This window comes from Candidatus Enterococcus murrayae (assembly GCF_017315985.1).
Classification (GTDB): Bacteria; Bacillota; Bacilli; order Lactobacillales; family Enterococcaceae; genus Enterococcus_A; species Enterococcus_A murrayae.
The window spans coordinates 129,122-147,332 of the sequence record NZ_JAFLVR010000020.1 but is presented as its reverse complement, the minus strand read 5'-3'; the positions used below and the strand labels follow the sequence as shown (position 1 = coordinate 147,332).

Here is an 18,211-nt window from a genome sequence, read left to right as displayed (position 1 = left end):
ACTATCGTAATCGATAGAAATATAAGCGTTCGACTTTACTTTTGTTAAGTATTTTCAAAAAGACTTTAAATATGGTAAGCGAATTCTGTAAAAGTTTATTTTATTTTTAACTCAGCTAATTGCTTTTCAATCTCTGCTTCCTCTGCATCGGCCGCCAATAATGCACAAGCAGTATAAGCGCTTTCGACCAAAGCTGTATCAAACAGTGTCACTTTTTTGTCTGTCATTTCGATGGCCATTTCCAAATTCATTTTTGCACTGCCCAAATCATAAAAAGCTAACAACTCATCTGCCGAATTTTCTTCGATTGCTTGGGAAATTCGCTCCATTGAAGTTCCGACGCCGCCGTCCTCTAGGCCTCCCGCTGTAGTTACAGGTACTCCTTTAGCGACTTCGCCGATCAATCGCTTCAGACCTTCTGGTATTTCTTTCGTATGTGAAACTAACACAACACCTCTAGTCACTGAAAACACCTGCCTCAATCATTGACTCAAAGAAATACGCAGACGACATCGCACCTGGATCAATATGGCCAATCGAACGTTCGCCGACATAAGAAGCTCTGCCTTTGGTCGCTTTAATATTTTTTGTTTGTTCAACTAATATTTCTAGTGTAGCTGGATTTAAAGTACCGTTATTCAAATTTTCTACTGCCGGTACCCATAAATCTAACATCGTTTTTTCACCAACGGTTGAATTTCCGCGTTTTTCGATTCCGGCGATAGCCGCGTTCAACAGTATTTCAGGCTCACTTGACTCTTTGCTGGCCTTCATCATTTCCATCATAGCCGTTCCATAAAGAGGACCGGATGCTCCACCAACCTTGCTGATCAATGCCATCGCGGTCGCTTTAAAAATATCCGGTAATTCTCCAGATAGATCCGCCGCCATCACCGCATCCATGCCTCGAGCCATGTTGTTTCCATGGTCGCCATCACCGATTGGTGTGTCTAGCTCGCTTAAATAGTCCTTTTTGATTTGAATCTTTTCATTGAATAGTTCCAACGTTTTGCGCAAATTTTCTGGTGTAAACATAGTGGGCCTCCTTGAATACTCTTTTCTTCAGCTTGCGATTCCTTTAATTTAGCCAGCTCAAAAGCTTAGTTTTTTACCAAGCAATCGTGTGAACAGGCTCATTTAATAAACGTAAGCGCTCTTCGTCTAATTTGATCATCGTGATGGATGCTCCTGCCATTTCAAGCGATGTCATATAATTGCCGACTTTATTGAATGTCAGCTCGATTCCATCTTCAGCAAGAATGTTCTTTGCATCATTAAACATAATGAACAGTTCCATTAATGGAGTAGCACCCATACCATTGACAAACAGACCGTATTTATCGCCTTTTTGCCAATTGAATTCTGCTTTTAGCTTGCCAATAATCTCTTTTGCGATATCATAAGAAGGTTTAACTTTTTCTCGACGATAGCCGGGCTCGCCATGGATACCGACACCAAATTCCATTTCATCGTCCGCTAAAATAAAACCAGGCTTGCCTACTTCCGGAACAGTTGCTCCAGACAAAGCAATTCCGACTGTTTTAATATCTTTGACTAACTCTTTTCCATAGCCGGCCAGTTCAGAAACCGATTTTCCTTCACGAGCTAAACCACCTAAAATCTTATGAACCAACACCGTTCCAGCCACTCCGCGGCGGCCTTGTGTATAGGTGCTGTCTTCAACTGCGATATCATCATCGACTAATACAGAATCTACTTCAATATCATCCATTTCAGCCAAATCCTTAGCCATATCAAAGTTCATGACATCACCTGAGTAATTTTTAACGATCATCAAGGTTCCTTTTCCTTTATCCGTGGCTTTGATCGCTTCATGGATTTGATCTGGCGTTGGGGAAGTAAAGACCTGTCCGCAAACGGCCGCACTCAACATCCCATCGCCGACAAAGCCAGCATGAGAGGGCTCATGTCCGCTGCCGCCGCCGCTGACTAAAGCAACTTGATCAAAGTCATCACTGCGGGCAACAACTAATGTTTCAGGGACCTGCTTCACATAATCTGGATAAGCGCCAACCAATCCGCTGACCATTTCCTCTACAACATTTTTCGGATCATTGATTATTTTTTTCACTTGCACTTCCTCCTCAGTTCTCTTAAGTTTTTTCCTTTATATTGTTTTTACGTGTACTCTTCTCTAAGCAATCCATAGACAAGTGTGTCTTGCCAGATTGGTGTGCCATCCTCTGCTTTATTAAAGAAGAGATTCTTTCGCAAATGCCCTTCTCTTTTGAATCCTAATTTTTCTAATAACCTCCAAGAAGCCTGATTATCCGGATGACACTCCGCAAAAATCCGATGAGCTCCTTGTGCGAAAACTTGATCGATCAGCCTCGAAGCAGCCTCATAGCCATAGCCTTGATGCTGAAAGTCATAATGAAAGACAAAGCCCAGTTCCCAGCTATCCTGAACAACCTCCTCAAGATAGATGTTTCCGATTACCTTATTCTTCAAGCAAACCGCCCAGAATTCATCAGACTCGCTATGACTTTGAGCGATTTCAATACTCTGCTGCTGATTGATCGGTCCGTAAGGCTCATATTTAACAACGCGTGGATCTGACAGATACTCTAACAGATCCGGCCAATCACCTGGTACAAATTTTCTAATTATTAGTCGTTCTGTTTCTATTGTTTTCGTCCCTTTCATTTTACTTTATGTTTAAAGCACATTAGGGTAATAGACTGATTTCTATTACCCCAAAAGATTTACATTGGTAAGATCATAAACAACAATGCGGCTAATATACCGCCAATAATTGGACCTACAACTGGAACCCAAGAGTAGCCCCAATCAGAACCGCCTTTATTGGGAATTGGCAAGAAAGCATGAGCGATTCGCGGACCTAAGTCTCGAGCTGGGTTGATCGCATAACCAGTCGTACCGCCCAGAGACAATCCAATAACTAAAATCAAAATACCCACAGCGATCGGATTTAATCCGTCCCCAAATTTACTCATGCCAAACGCTAATAAAGCGAATACCAGCATGAAGGTTCCGATTATTTCACTGATCAGATTGGCACCTAGACTGCGGATTGCCGGACCTGTAGAAAATACACCTAGTATCGCCGCTTGATCGTTCGTTTCCTTCCAATGCGGGTAATAATGGATATAGACCAGAACCGCACCGATGATCGCACCGATCATTTGACCTAAAATGTATGGAACGACCATGTCCCAACCAATCTTTCCAGCAATTGCCATACCGATCGTCACTGCGGGGTTCAGGTGTGCAAATGACATGTAGCCTGCCGCATAAGCTCCAATTGTAACGGCAGCGCCCCAGCCTAATGTAATGGCGATCCAGCCCGCACCTTCCGCTTTGGTTTTACGCAAGCTTACACCTGCCACGACACCATCACCTAATAATACTAAGACCATTGTTCCGATAATTTCTCCAATAACCTGCGTTGACATACTCGTGTCCATAAACTCATCCCCTTTAATTTTTGGTGCTATGTCAGCTGCACAATAAATTTTTTCTCTCATAAAAATTTAGTTGCGTTGTGCAGCTGACTGATTGCCTTATTTTTCTTTTGGTTGATGTTTATATTGCATCGTCGCTTGAACGGCCTCTTGCCAGCCTTTATAAAGATCGTCTGTCACTTCTTTATCCATTTCTGGTTCATAACGTTGACCATCAGAAGCGAATTTTTTGATTTCATCAACATCTTTCCAATATCCTACTGCCAGACCAGCTAGATAAGCCACACCTAAGGCTGTTGTCTCAAGATATGGAGCTCGCTCTACTGGTGTCTGTAAAATATCTGCTTGGAATTGCAGTAATAGATCATTTTTCGACGCGCCGCCATCAACACGCAATAGCTTGATATCTGTACCAGAATCCTTGTTCATTGTTTTCACCACATCCGCCGTTTGATAAGCCAATGATTCAAGGGTGGCACGAATGAAATGTTCCTTTGTTGTTCCACGAGTCAATCCGAAGATCGCACCACGTGCCTGCTGATCCCAATAAGGTGCACCTAGTCCGGTGAAGGCTGGAACGACATAAACATTTTCACTGCTGTCTACCCGTTTTGCATAGTCTTCTGACTGTGGTGCCTTTTGGAACATCCGCAAGCCGTCACGCAGCCATTGGATTGCAGAACCTGCAACGAAAACACTTCCTTCTAATGCGTAGGTGACCTTGCCGTCGATGCCGTATCCGATCGTCGTCAATAATCCGTTTTCAGAAAGAATTGGTTCTTCCCCAGTATTCATGACAATAAAGGCACCCGTTCCATAGGTGTTTTTAACCATTCCTTTGTCAAAGGCCAACTGTCCAACTAATGCTGCCTGCTGGTCCCCCGCCATACCGGCAATTGGCACCTTATTTCCGTAGAAATGATAGTCTGCCGTATGTCCATAAATTTCTGAATTGGATTTCACTTCCGGTAATATTTCTTTTGGAATATCCAAAAGGTCTAAAATTTCTTGATCCCATTTCAAATCATAAATATTGTACATCATCGTCCGACTGGCATTGGTGTAATCAGAAACATGAGCTTCTCCGCCCGTCAGCTTCCAAACAAGCCAGGTGTCAATTGTTCCAAATAGTAATTCCCCGTTTTTCGCCCGTTCGCGTGAGCCTTCAACATGATCCAAGATCCATTTCACCTTTGTTGCTGAGAAATAGGAATCAATCAATAGCCCAGTTTTCTTTTGAATCATTTCTGAGTGGCCTTGTTCTTTCAATTCATCGGCGATATCACTAGTTTGTTTGGATTGCCAGACGATAGCATTGTAGATTGGATGTCCGGTTTCTTTTTCCCAAATGACTGTTGTTTCACGTTGATTGGTAATTCCGATCCCTTCAATTTGATCTGGTTTCAGTCCACCTTCAATTAGCGCACCTGCGATAACTGATTGAACAGAATTCCAAATCTCATTTGCATCATGTTCTACCCAGCCTGGTTTTGGAAAATGCTGTGTAAATTCCTTTTGTGATGAACTTACTTCCTTACCAGCTTTGTCGAAAACGATTGCCCTGCTTGACGTTGTTCCTTGATCGATTGACATGATATAAGACTCCATGTTCCCACTCCTTTTATATTATATTTGGTGCTTTTTTAAATCCGTTAATTGTGTTTCTTTGATTTGCTGCTCTAATTGTGATTGATAGCTTTTCTTCGTTTCAGCCTCCCAATCAAAATAGTCTGCCATAGCATCAACCACTGCATCCTTAATTTCCATTAAGCGGTGACTGATAAACAGCATATAGTTTGTCCGGCGTAATAAATAATCGACCGGTGTTAGCGTCATCTCAGCCTCCATGGCGTAGCGTAACGACATAGACTCTGCCAATGAGAGACCTTCAAATGGCCCTTGATCCTTCAAGGCAAAAACTTTTTCTGCGTTTGATCCATAAAGCTCTGCTAAGAACTTCGCGTCTTCCGCACTTAAGCCCTGCTCTTCACCCTTTTTAGCAATTTTCGCTAATTCTTCATCGACATTTTTTGGATCGATTTCTCCACCAGAGACTGGATAATTTTCAGAATCGATCAATTTAAAATTACTGTCAGACAATAAAGAAATAATTTTCTTCATTGCCCCAGTGGCCATCAAACGGTAATCCGTCAGCTTTCCGCCAGATAGAATCAAAAGGCCATCTTTTGCGATAGTCAAATCACTGCCGCGTGAAACAGCCGATGGATTGTCTTTCGGTTCTTCTTTTGCCGCATCACTGATTGTTTTTTCTACTTCCGGACGGGATTGTTTTCCATTGGCATAGTCTCCAGCCGCGCGAATGATTTTCTCAAAATTCTCATCGCTGATTTTTTCCTTTTTCGTTCCGTTATAATCGCCGCCTGCATTACTAATCAGAGGTCGTAACCCTGCCCACGCAGCTTCGATATCATTGATTGTCAGATTTGCTTCAGGATAACGAAGATTAACGATTTTCAATAAATAGTCAACGTCCTCTTGCTCGACGGTTGGATGGTTGAAATCTCCCTGATAATCCGTATCAGTCGTACCAAAATAGGTTTTGCTTTCTCTAGGAATAACAAAAATCATTCGACCATCATTTTCACCCGTATCAAAATACGTTGGTTGAGGAACCTTCAGCTTTTCGCCATCTACAACTAAATGGACACCTTTGGTTGGTCTCATGTGAGGCTTGTGGTCGATTTTATCGTCCAGCTTATTGACAAAATCAGACCATGGTCCAGCAGTATTGATCACTAGTCTGCTTTTGATGGTGATTGTTTGATCACTCAATAAATCTTTGGCTTTTACACCGGATACTTTTCCTTGCTCGTCATGATCAATTTCTTCAACCTTCATACGACTAACAGCGATGGCACCATCTTCGACTGCTCGCTTGATATTTTCAATTACTAAACGAGCATCGTTATTACGATAGTCTAGATAAACGCCTCCACCTAATAACCCTTCTGATTCTAACTGCGGTTCTCGTTCTAAAATTTCTTCCTTCGACAGCATATAGTTGGCATATTTACCGCCGGTGATCCCTGCTAAGTGATCATAAAGATCCATTGCTACTTTTACAGAGAACATATTGAAGGTGGAACCTGGTTCATCAAAAATCGGTAAAATCATTGGATCCGCTTTCGGAATATGCGGCGCAACGCTTTGAATAATCGCCCGCTCGCTTACTGTGTCCGCTACAACCTCTACATCAAAGGTTTTTAGATAGCGTAATCCCCCATGCACTAATTTCGTAGATCTGGAAGATGTCCCTTCAGCAAAATCCTGCATTTCTACTAACGCGACAGATAGACCCGAAGCCGCTGCCTGCAATGCGACTCCCGCTCCTGTGATTCCGCCGCCAATGATTACTAAATCAAAGGTTTGATCTTCCAAATTTTGAATCATTTTCGATCGTTCTCGAAAAGAAAACATAGATAAACACCTCATTCCTTTTTAAATAAATCGGTTGGTTGAATCGAATAATGAGCTCTGAAATAAACATCCCCTTTTATACGAAGAATAGCTTTAATCGAACTTACAAAATCAGTGTATCATAACAAAAAACGCTTTCAAAAAATTTGGATTGTAAATTATTGCTCAATTGCCGCGAAAGACTGTCTTATTTTGCTTACCTTATTTTTTTAGCAATAAATCGCGGATATTTTCTTATATGATTATGTATTTGTACAGAGACTACGCTATCTTATCCTATTTTCTTTTTGGGACTCCTTCCATGAAAGAGTTGCGATATAATGAATAGACAGACACCCTTTTGAAAGGAAGGCCCGATATGAAACTATTGATCATCGAAGACAACACACAAATCGTGGATGTTTTGAATCGTTACTTGAAGGAAGCTGGTTATGAGACAGATGTTGTTTATGACGGTAAAGATGCACTTCCTTACTTTGACAGTCATCCCGTCGATTTTATCTTATTGGACATCATGCTCCCGCATGTAAATGGGTTTGAGATTTGCCAACAAATTCGTGAAAAATCTACGGTTCCCATCATTATGATCACGGCTAAATCGGAGGATGCAGATCGTATTTTAGGTTTAGAGGTAGGTGCGGACGACTATATCATTAAACCCTTTTCACCAAAAGAAGTCTTGTATCGAATCAAGGCGATTATGCGGCGCATTGATTTTGAGAAAGAATCTATGATAAAGCAGCTGACTTTAGGATCGATGCGCCTGCTTTTGGAAAATCGTCAAGCTGTCGTCCAGGATAAAGAACTCAAATTGACTAAAAAGGAATTTGAATTACTGGTTTTATTTGCAAAATATCCAAACAAAGTCTTTACTCGCGACAATCTGCTAGACACTGTCTGGGGTTACGATTATTACGGTGACAGCCGCACAGTAGATAGCCATATTAAGCGTTTGCGGGCAAAATTGAAAAAAGCTGGCGTTAGTGACTGGCAGATCGAGACTGTTTGGGGCGAAGGTTACCGAATCGAGGAATCCACATGAAAAAAATTACGATTCGACTGATCCAGCAATTTGTGGGCTTATTACTGATTTTTGCTACAATGAGTGCTCTTTTCTTCGGCATTCTTTTCGCGAAACAAACAGAGGATCTGCATCAGGAGGAAATGACGCATCGAAGTGAATTGATTAGCGCCACCCTTTCAGATTATTTTACTAATGGATCTCGCACAGGCCAAAAAGGAGGCGGTGGCGGATATGGCGCCTTTTTGCGCTTTATCAATCAAATAGCTGGTGAGAATGTTTGGGTACTGGATTCAAAAATGAACACGATCATTAATTATCATCACGAGGATTCAATCAACCAGGAAAGCCCTCCTGATGAAGCTAAGAGCATTATGGCGAAAACATTTGCCAGCAAACAAACACAAGTGACAAAAAAAAGAAATCTTTTTCAATTACAAGAACTAACGATTGCCACTCCTATCTTGTCTGAAGGCTCAGTCAAAGGTGTTGTGCTGATGTATTCAAAAGTAGATGCTATTCATAAAAATCAATTATCTGGCTATTTTATGCTGCTAATCAGTCTTCTTGGGGCTGTCATCCTTGCAAGTATCCTTGCCTGGCGTTTATCTAAGCGTTTTGTCAGACCAATTGAAACTATGCGAAATTATGCCGGGGAGCTTACAAAAGAAAACTATCACGAGAAACTCTCTATTCAGACCAAGGATGAATTGCAGGAACTTGGAGACCAGCTCACTCTACTAAGTCAACGATTAGCCGAGGCAAAATCCGCTCGAGAACGCAAGGAACAATCAGAGAAAGACTTTCTTTCGCAAATCTCTCATGAGCTTCGAACACCTGTCATGGTAATAAAAAGTTCGTTAGAAGCAATGAATGATGGGTATCTAAGCAGCGCAGAAGAAACAGAGTATCTACAACAGTTATTAAAGGAAAGCACAAATCTAGAAAGGCTCGTCAACGATCTATTAGAGCTAAGCCGTCTGCAGTCTACGGAGTTTCAGCTGCAAAAGGAATTGGTCAATCCTTTAGACTGTATTAACGACGCGTTGCGAAGTTATCGAATCGTTTTTAGTGATAAGGAGCAATCTGTGCAGCTAATCAATCAGCTTACGCAGCCTAAAATGATCGATGGAGATTACATGCGCATTACTCAAGTGATCAAGATATTACTGGATAATGCCAATAAGTACTCCCCTGAAAAATCTGTGATTAGACTCGTTATTTCAAATGAGGAGGAAACGTTGAACATCTCCCTTTCTAATCAGCTGCTTGCTCCAATACCTGATACGGATCATCTCTTCGACTCTTTCCATCGTCAACACCAGAACTACAAAAATGGGACTGGACTTGGCTTGTCGATTGCAAAACAGGTCATTCGCCGCCATCATGGTCAAATTACGGCAGAGGCTGATGAAGAACATTTCACAATCAAAATTTTTCTTCCTTCTTTTTAATTGCCATACTTTTGACACATTCTCTTCCTATACTATAGTTGAAAAGGAGGAGATCATTTATGATGAAGCATAAAAAGGGAATGACTTCCGCAGCTTTGCTCTTTATTGGAATGCTTAGCTTCGCGACTTTACGTGCGGATGCTGCTGTTTCTGGAGAAGGTGTTCAAAATTTACGCTATTGTACGATCAATAATATTTACAAAGCGCCTAGAGAAGATTGTCCATTGCGTCAAAATCATATTTTGAACGGCTTTGATCAAAGAAATGGAACGGGTGCACAGAACGGCTACGGAAATGGAAAACAGGATGGCACTGGACAAGCGAACGGACCAAGAATTCCTAATTGTCCAAATTATGAGGAAAAGCAAGACAACGCCACCACAAACACTCCACAGCCGAAGCCGAATGCCGCTGAAGCGACAAATTACGCTGTACAGCCACAAGACGGCACCGGGAATCAATATGGACAGCAAAACACTGATGCTGTAGATCCACAACAATTCGCCGGGAATGGTTATGGTAGTGGAGACAATTATGGTCAAGCTGGGGCTAATCAGCAAGCCAATAATGAGACTGCACTTTATGATCAAAATGTGGGCGGCGGACAACAAAATAGCGAAAATTCTGCTATTCAACCAAGTACTTATACTCCACAAGCAGGACAAAATCAGCAAAATGGTGCTGGTCGTGCTGGAACACATCACGGATTACGCGATGGATCAGGTGCCGGCGGACAAAGAGGCCGAGGCGGACATTGTTATTAGCATGTAAGAACTTACTAGATAAAATCGGAGCAATTGGAAAATAGATCGAAAACGTTAATACAATAAAGTGCCATGCTTAGTCAATCAGACTGAACATGGCACTTTTTTTAACTATTCTTCTGAGAAGCGTTTAGCGATCTTTTCTTGCTCTCAAAGCAGACAAAATTGAAACTGTATCGATGACTTCTTGCAGGGCAGCTCCCAGCAAAGCTGGAATTACACCAGTACTTGCAATCAGCATCAAAACGACACATATCACGATACCGATCAATACGGATTGTCGAGCAATTCGCATGGTGTCTTGAGATAAACGAACAGCTTCTGAGACTCGACTTAAGTCATCTTTCAGAATTACTGCATCGGCGCTCTCACTGGCAGCCGTTGACCCGTGAGCCCCCATAGCGATACCGATATCGGCAATCGCCAAAGCTGGTGCATCATTTACCCCATCACCAACCATGATAGCTGGCCGATCGGTTTCATCCAAATCTTTTAAAACATTGATTTTCTCTTCTGGTAAGCATTCTGCATGGACCTCTGAAATGCCTACTTCACTAGCAATTTGATTGGCAATGGATTTATGGTCTCCCGTTAACATAATAGTCTTATTTATGCCTAATTCGTTCAATGCTTTGATTGTATCAGCAGATTCTTTACGAACAATATCCGTAAAAGTAATATATCCAATATATTGATCCTCTAAAGAAACATAAACAGCTGTTTGCTGATTGCTTAATTCGATTGTTGACCCAACAAATGAAGCCTTTCCGACACGAATTTTTTTCCCGTTTACGTCAGCCTGAATCCCTTGCCCTGTAATCTCCTCCAGCTTTGATACAGGATATAAAGTGTCGCCCTTTTCTTTCGCATAAGCGACGAGTGATCGAGCCAAAATATGACTAGATTCTTGTTCGCCACTAGCTGCATACACCATCAGTTCTTCTTTGGAAAAATCATTAGAAGCTACCATAATTTCTTCCACCGAAAGCTTTCCTTCTGTCAATGTGCCAGTTTTATCAAAAGCGATACTTTTTGCTCGCGCTAATTTTTCAATTGTCGTCCCTGTTTTCACAACAATCCCATTTCGACTTGAACGGCTCATCCCAGCGACTAGTGCTACAGGGGCTGCTAATATCAATGGACAAGGAGAAGCCACTACCAGCACTTCGGCGAAGCGAACAGGATCCTTTGAGACAAACCAAGCGATGCCGCCAATTAAATAGGCAATAATTGTGAAGGGAACCGCATATCGATCGGCTAAACGAACAAAATGAGCTGGCTTCGCCTCTGATTCCTTAACTAGCTTTACTAAGGTTTGATACTGGCTATCCTTTGCGGCTTTTGTCACTTTGAAGCGCAAAGCCGCATCTCCGTTAATGGAGCCAGACATCAGCTCATCGCTGACTTTTTTCTCAATTGGCTTAGATTCTCCTGTTAATGAGGACTCATCCACAAAGGATTCGCCCATAACTACCCGCCCATCGACGGGCACTAATTCACCAGGCTTTACCATTATCATGTCACCAACTTGGACCTCTTCCACCGCCAAATCACTGATCTCTTCACCTTCGATGCGATGAGCGATTCGCGGTGAATTATCCAAGAGGGAACGCAGCTCCCTGCTTGCTTGATGGCTGGCATAATCTTCCAAGCTGTCTCCACCAGTCAACATAATCAAAACCATCAAACTTGCCCAATATTCACCAACTAATAAAGTAGCGACGATCGCGGTGATCGCCAAAATATCTACCCCATATTTTCCTGAACGTAATGTCTTGATCATTCCAATCAGCATAGAGATCGTCATGATCCCACCCACAATTGCAACTAACCAAAAAGCTGCTTGATTCTGTTGAAAACCAAACTCCAATACCAATGCAATGATTCCTATTACTACCGTGGATAAAAATTTCTTTGAATTACTCATCATCATGCGCCTCCATTTATCTTCAAAACTAGATTAGCACGTGGTAGTTCTAATTGAAAATAGAAACATCTAAATGATAAAGATAATCATTAACAACAAAGATATTCTTGTTTCAATTTACAATAATTATAATTAAATGCTTTCGTTCTTTTTCAAATCTAACCTTAATTGGGAGAATTAGTGATGCTTAACTATTTTTGAACAAAAAATGCCGACCTGAGTGGTCGACATAAAAAAATTATTCTGAACGATGGTCACGCAGCCGATAACCTACTCCGATTTCGGTAATCAGATACTCAGGCTTCAACGTGTCCTGCTCAATTTTTTTTCGAATATTAGACATGTTTACTCGCAATGTTTGAGAATCCTCACTGTAAGGTCCCCAAACCTCTGTCATCAAGGCTTGATAAGTGACCACCTTGCCTAACTGATGAAACATTAATGCTAAAATTCGGTATTCATTTTTAGTCAAATGAATTTCTTTACCTTTTTTGTAAACTAGCTGTCGCTCAAAATCAATTTTTAGCTCTTTATTTTCTACAACCGCTAGTGCTTCCGTTTGAACATTTTGATGGCGTAAAGCTGTACGAATACGTGCCAATAATTCATTTGTACCAAACGGTTTTGTTACATAGTCATCCGCCCCTAAGTCCAAAGCCTTCACTTTCTCTTCTTCATTGTTTCTCGCAGAAATAATGATAATAGGCAGATACATTCGTTTGCGAAGGATCTTCAACAGATCAATGCCATCAATATCTGGCAGCCCTAAGTCTAATAACACTAAATCAATCGATGTGGTCTGCAATGCGGTCAAGGCCTCCATTCCATTACTGGCGATCGTCAATTGATAACGTTCTTGGTCCAAGACAACTTCCATAAAATCTGTAATATTCGGATCATCTTCAATCAATAAAATGGATTGCTTCATACAATGTCCCCTCACTTCAAATAAATTCTAACGAGTGTCTTGCCTTCACCGACGGTCATTTCCATTTTGCCATTATGGGCATGAATAATCGTTTTTACAATACTTAACCCAATGCCCAAACCATTTTTTGAATCAACGGGTACTTCATTCGTACTGGTTAAATTTGACTGAATCTTTTGAAATTGTTTCAGTGGTATCTCTCCGCGATTTTCAATTTCAAAGACTGTTTGTTCCTTTTCTTGATAAACGGTCAATTTGACCAGTTGGTTCTTTTCACCGTGTCGAAAAGCATTTTCAACGAGATTGAATAGCGCTTGTTCGATCAAAATGGGATCTGCTTGAATAAATATGACCTCTTCAGGAAGATGAATCTCAACCTGCCCATCGGGATAAACCTTCTTTAAGTGCTTGTAAACAGCTTCGATAATCTCTTCTACGGGTTCAGCAGTTTTTGTAACCTTCATCGTATCCATATTGATTCGAGTGATGGATAATAAATTTTCTACCATTCGAATCAGCCATTGGGACTCTTCCTGGATATCTTTTAACAATTTTTGGCGGGTTTCTTCTTTTAAATCCGTCCCGATACCTAACGTCTCGGCGATCCCAGAAATAACCGTTAACGGTGTTCTTAAATCATGCGATACTGCACGCAACAGGTTGCTTCGGACCTTTTCACGCTCGTTTTCCAATTCTACCTGCTCTTTTTCCTCCTTCAATTCAGTTTGTTCTAAAATTACAGCGATTTGGGTCAATACCAGCTTCAGATAGTTTAGCTGATCATTTTCTAGCTCAAGGTTCGCATTTCTTTCAATACCTAATACGGCCAACGTTTTTCCACTTGCGACGATCGGCAGATAAAAGCCTTTGGCGCCGATCAATGTATCTGTGCCGTTACCAGCTTCTTTTTGATTTTTCGCAGCCCAAAAAGCAACAGCTGCCTCATCCTTTTTATCCAGAACGGATTGCTTATTTGATACACAATGAACGCTCTCGACCTTTGCTCGGGGATCAAAAATAATTACTTCTCGATCCAATAATCTGGATAAATAAGTAGCAGAAATATCGAGTATCTGTTTTCGACTTTCAGCTAACACATATTGCTTATTCAATTCATATAAGATTTCCATCTGATGTTCTTTTTCCATTGAGCTGTCTGCTTGTTTTTTCAAACGAACCATCAAATTACTGATCATCAAAGCGACGACAAACATTATTAATAAAGTAATCGGATAGCCCTGTTTATAGACTGTCAGTGAGTATAGCGGCTCGACAAAAAACCAGTTGAAAGACAGCACACTTAAAATAGAAGAAAGAGCGCTCCAAAAATAGCCAGATGTTGTCCGAGCGACTAGTAGGATGAAAAAAATATAGACCAGCATCAGATTTTGATCGCCAACGTGAAGGTATTGCATCAATTCTGTCACAATGGTCGCTAGAAATACGCCTCCCACCGCAATGCTCAGATCTTTTCCGCCCCCTTCAATGACTGTTCGTGTCTTAAAGAACCAAGATTGCTTTTCTTCATTGAAAGGAATCAGATGCAGCTCGGTATCATTCAAGCGTTTTAATAAACGATCATCGAAGGCTTCAGTAAAGATCTTCTCATACCATGGTTGACGCAGATTTTTCCCCATAATGATATCTGTAACACCAGTCATTTTGGCGAACTCGACAATCGTCTCAAAGCTATCGTCTTCTTCAATACTTATTACCTCTGCCCCTAGCTTATCTGCTAATGGAATATTAGTAGGTGTATCCTCTTGTGTCCGAATCTGAATGACTGTCCACTCCGCCCCTAGGCCTTGAGCCAAACGAGCTGTCCAGCGAATACACTTTTCTGTCATTCTTGGGAAGGCATCATTCACGACTGTCAGAAGTTTGCTTTGTATTCTTAACGTTTTCCCACTGATCCGATTAATATGATCCGATGCACGTTGGATCGCAAGTCCCCGAAGTTGATCCAGCTTTTGCGGGATGAAGAAGTGCTGCAACGCACGTTTAGCATTTTCATTGGCATAGATTTTTCCTTGCTCTAGGCGCTCTATCAATTCATCCGGCTCTACGTCGATTACCTTGATTGTGGCCTGCTGCAGAAAAGTATCCGGAATCGTTTCCTTGACCTCGATTCCGGTAACTTCTTCAACGATGTCGTTTAAACTTTCGATGTGTTGAACATTGACGGTAGTAAAAACATCGATTCCAGCGTTCAACAGCTCATCGACATCCTGGTATCGTTTACGGTTTCGAGACCCTTCCGCATTGGTATGAGCCAATTCATCAATCAAAACGATTTCCGGTTTTTGTTGAATGATTTGATCAATATCCGGCTCGGTCAAAACCATTTGCTTATAGAGAATTTTTTTTGGAGGAATTTGGGGTAATCCTTCCACTAATCGATTGGTATCTGGACGATCATGCGGTTCAATATAACCGATCACCACATTTTTTCCCATCAGTAATAATTCATGAGCTTCTGCCAGCATGCCGTAAGTTTTTCCAACACCCGCAGCAAACCCAAAAAACACCCGCAGGCGCCCACGATGCCTTTTCACCCATGGCTCTTCTACTGTTTGCATCAAGGTTCCTCCTTTCTTTGCAGGCACAATAATTCTCTAACCGAAAAACGATTAGAGAATTATGGACTATCATGCTTCTAGTTTATCTAATGCTAGGTTCAACTGCAAAACATTGACATAGTATCGCTCAGAAAACCAATCCTTTTGACGATGTTCAGCAATAATTTTTCGAATTGATCCTTGAGATAGTCCCCGCACTTCGGCAATTCGAGCAACCTGGAATTCTGCCGCAGATAGGCTAATATCCGGGTCAACGCCACTGCCCGATGCTGTTACAAGGTCATTTGGAACATTCTTTTCGGTCGGATTTTTTGCCAGTTCAGCTGCTCGGCGACTTTCAACTAGCTTCTTTTGTTCTGGTGAAGCAGGGGATAGCTGGGTGACTTTCTCACTGCGTCCAGAAAAATATTTCGGTTGTTCAAAGGGCTGCCCAATCAATTTTGACCCAACGGTTTGATTATTCACGGTAATTTGGCTTCCATTGGCCTGATCTGAAAAGAAAAGCTGTCCAATACCAGTAACTGCAACAGTGTACAGTCCGCCAAAGACGATCAAGCTCAACATCAAAAATCGTAAGCTTCCTAAAATACTTTTTTTCATTGTCCTGCTCCTTCTATAAAATAATCAATGAGAGGATCATATCAATCACCTTGATAAAAATAAACGGTGCGATGATCCCGCCTAATCCATAGATCAGTAGATTATGTCGTAAAATCTGACTAGCCGGTTTTTCTTGATACTGCACCCCTTTCAACGCTAAGGGGATTAAGGCAATGATAACTACGGCATTATAAATCACGGCCGACAATATCGCAGTCAACGGACTTCCTAATCCCATAATGTTTAATCGATCTAATTGCGGATAAATACTGTAAAACAAGACCGGTATTACCGCGAAATATTTCGCAATATCATTTGCAATACTAAACGTAGTTAAAGCACCGCGAGTCATTAATAGTTGTTTACCGATCTGTACGACCTGCAGCAGCTTAGTCGGACTGGAATCCAAATCGATCATATTTCCTGCTTCTTTGGCGGCTTGAGTTCCGGTGTTCATTGCCATTGCTACATCCGCTTGAGCCAGCGCTGGCGCATCATTGGTGCCGTCACCAGTCATAGCGACCAAATGTCCTTTTTCTTGATAGTCACGAATCAAATCCATTTTATTTTCAGGGGTGGCTTCAGCTAGAAAATCATCCACACCCGCTTCCGCTGCGATCGCTGCTGCCGTTAACGGATTGTCTCCGGTAATCATGATAGTTTTGATACCCATCTTACGCATATCCGCAAATTTATCCTTTACGCCATTTTTCACGATATCTTTTAAATAAACGACACCCATTACACGATCATTTTTTACTACCACCAAAGGAGTTCCGCCTGCGCGAGCAATTTTAGCAACAATATCGTCACATTCAGGCGGATAGGCTTCTCCTTTGGATCTCACGTATTTTTTCATCGTGTCGGCTGCGCCTTTACGGATTTCATCTCCGCGATAATCAATTCCGCTCATTCTAGTTTTAGCACTAAAATCGATAAATTTAACCTCTGATTGCTGAAATTCTCTTTCTCGCAAATTGAACCGTTCCTTCGCCAAAATTACGATACTCCGGCCTTCTGCTGTTTCGTCTGCCAAAGAAGACAGTTGTGCCGCATCGGCCAGCTGTTCGTCACTGACACCATTAACAGGCAAAAACTCGCTTGCTCGACGGTTTCCCAATGTAATGGTTCCTGTTTTGTCTAGTAAAAGAACATCCACGTCCCCTGCCGCTTCGATCGCACGTCCACTCATGGCGATGACATTTTCTTTCGTCAAGCGACTCATTCCTGCGATACCGATAGAAGAAATCAAGGCACCGATTGTGGTTGGCGCCAGACAAATTAAGAGTGCAATCACGATAATCATGGATAGGGCTTCCCCTTTCCCGGACAGCTGACTGCTAAAATCAGTAAATGGAACAAGTGTAATTGATACAGTCAAGAAAATAATAGTCAGGGTAATCAAGAAAATCTGCAATCCAATCTCATTCGGTGTCTTTTTTCGCTGAGTTCCTTCTACCATAGCGATCATCTTGTCCAAGAAGGATTGCCCATTTTCCGAAGTAACGCGTATCACTAGGTAATCGGAAACAACGGTGGTTCCGCCAGTCACTGCGCTGCGATCTCCTCCAGATTCACGAATTACTGGAGCGGATTCACCGGTAATAGCACTTTCATCAACCGAAGCTGCACCATCAATTACATCACCATCCGCTGGAATTTGCTCTCCCGCACGTACATACACCAAGTCGCCGCGCTTCAAATCAGAGGAACGCAATTCTATGAAATTCTCTTCTTTGATATCTTCTAGCCCTTTTATTTTATAGGTCATTACTTCCTTTTTTGCCTGCTTCAAACTATCTGCCTGCGCTTTTCCCCGTCCCTCTGCCACAGCTTCAGCGAAATTAGCAAAGAGCAGCGTCAGCCAAAGAAAAATCGTTACTGAAATGCTGAACCAAATAGGAACATTTACTGGATAAAAACATAACACCGTCGTGATGATCGCTCCAAGATAGACCACAAACATGACCGGATTTTTGATTTGTTGGCGCGGATCCAATTTTTTAAATGATTGACCCACGGCCCATTGATAGATTTTCTTCATTTTCATTCAC

At 41.8% G+C, this 18,211-nt stretch carries 15 protein-coding genes; 3 read left to right on the top strand and 12 right to left on the bottom strand.

Going from position 1 to position 18,211, the window contains the following annotated elements:
• Positions 1-95: 95 nt before the first annotated feature.
• The 7 genes from dhaM to glpO form a co-directional block, all read right to left on the bottom strand.
• Positions 96-464 carry a dihydroxyacetone kinase phosphoryl donor subunit DhaM gene (gene dhaM / locus JZO85_RS08925; protein WP_207108162.1) on the bottom strand — a complete coding sequence of 123 codons (369 nt, stop codon included), beginning with the start codon at positions 462-464 and terminating at the stop codon, positions 96-98.
• Positions 457-1,035, bottom strand: a complete 579-nt coding sequence (dhaL, locus tag JZO85_RS08920; RefSeq protein ID WP_207108161.1) for a dihydroxyacetone kinase subunit DhaL — start codon at positions 1,033-1,035, stop codon at positions 457-459. Before dhaL ends, dhaM begins: the two co-directional genes overlap by 8 nt.
• Positions 1,036-1,108: 73 nt before the next feature.
• Positions 1,109-2,092 (bottom strand): dihydroxyacetone kinase subunit DhaK, encoded by a 984-nt coding sequence (dhaK, locus tag JZO85_RS08915; RefSeq protein WP_207108160.1) that lies wholly within the window; start codon positions 2,090-2,092, stop codon positions 1,109-1,111.
• Positions 2,093-2,139: 47 nt separating this feature from the next.
• The gene (locus tag JZO85_RS08910; RefSeq protein WP_207108159.1) at positions 2,140-2,667 is read right to left on the bottom strand and encodes a GNAT family N-acetyltransferase; all 528 of its coding nucleotides are present in this window, start codon (positions 2,665-2,667) and stop codon (positions 2,140-2,142) included.
• Positions 2,668-2,726: 59 nt separating this feature from the next.
• Positions 2,727-3,449, bottom strand: coding sequence for an MIP/aquaporin family protein (locus tag JZO85_RS08905; RefSeq protein ID WP_207108158.1), 723 nt, complete (start codon positions 3,447-3,449; stop codon positions 2,727-2,729).
• A gap of 96 nt (positions 3,450-3,545) precedes the next feature.
• A complete protein-coding gene (gene glpK / locus JZO85_RS08900; RefSeq protein WP_207108157.1) occupies positions 3,546-5,054 on the bottom strand; it encodes a glycerol kinase GlpK in 1,509 nt (502 codons plus the stop codon).
• 18 nt (positions 5,055-5,072) lie between these two features.
• On the bottom strand, positions 5,073-6,884 hold the full coding sequence (glpO, locus tag JZO85_RS08895; protein WP_207108156.1) for a type 1 glycerol-3-phosphate oxidase: 1,812 nt from the start codon (positions 6,882-6,884) through the stop codon (positions 5,073-5,075).
• 358 nt (positions 6,885-7,242) lie between these two features.
• Here glpO and JZO85_RS08890 point away from each other — a divergent pair, with 358 nt between their 5' ends.
• Genes JZO85_RS08890 through JZO85_RS08880 form a run of 3 tightly spaced genes read left to right on the top strand, consistent with a single transcriptional unit; the run spans position 7,243 to position 10,123 of the window.
• On the top strand, positions 7,243-7,926 hold the full coding sequence (locus JZO85_RS08890; protein ID WP_207108155.1) for a response regulator transcription factor: 684 nt from the start codon (positions 7,243-7,245) through the stop codon (positions 7,924-7,926).
• Positions 7,923-9,359 carry a sensor histidine kinase gene (locus JZO85_RS08885; RefSeq protein ID WP_207108154.1) on the top strand — a complete coding sequence of 479 codons (1,437 nt, stop codon included), beginning with the start codon at positions 7,923-7,925 and terminating at the stop codon, positions 9,357-9,359. The genes JZO85_RS08890 and JZO85_RS08885 overlap by 4 nt, the downstream gene beginning before the upstream one ends.
• A gap of 59 nt (positions 9,360-9,418) precedes the next feature.
• Positions 9,419-10,123 (top strand): hypothetical protein, encoded by a 705-nt coding sequence (locus JZO85_RS08880; protein ID WP_207108153.1) that lies wholly within the window; start codon positions 9,419-9,421, stop codon positions 10,121-10,123.
• Between the two features lie 130 nt (positions 10,124-10,253).
• On the opposite strand, the gene JZO85_RS08875 is transcribed toward JZO85_RS08880, so the two are convergent.
• From JZO85_RS08875 to kdpB, 5 genes are all read right to left on the bottom strand, one after another.
• Entirely contained in the window at positions 10,254-12,050 is a 1,797-nt protein-coding gene (locus tag JZO85_RS08875; RefSeq protein ID WP_207108317.1) for a heavy metal translocating P-type ATPase, read from the bottom strand.
• Positions 12,051-12,288: 238 nt separating this feature from the next.
• A complete protein-coding gene (locus JZO85_RS08870) occupies positions 12,289-12,978 on the bottom strand; it encodes a response regulator transcription factor (RefSeq protein WP_207108152.1) in 690 nt (229 codons plus the stop codon).
• Between the two features lie 11 nt (positions 12,979-12,989).
• A complete protein-coding gene (locus JZO85_RS08865) occupies positions 12,990-15,557 on the bottom strand; it encodes a sensor histidine kinase (RefSeq protein ID WP_207108151.1) in 2,568 nt (855 codons plus the stop codon).
• A 69-nt stretch (positions 15,558-15,626) separates the two neighbouring features.
• Positions 15,627-16,157 (bottom strand): potassium-transporting ATPase subunit C, encoded by a 531-nt coding sequence (locus JZO85_RS08860; RefSeq protein ID WP_207108150.1) that lies wholly within the window; start codon positions 16,155-16,157, stop codon positions 15,627-15,629.
• A 13-nt stretch (positions 16,158-16,170) separates the two neighbouring features.
• Complete coding sequence (gene kdpB, locus JZO85_RS08855) at positions 16,171-18,201, bottom strand: potassium-transporting ATPase subunit KdpB (RefSeq protein WP_207108149.1); 2,031 nt, start codon at positions 18,199-18,201, stop codon at positions 16,171-16,173.
• Positions 18,202-18,211: the final 10 nt, after the last annotated feature.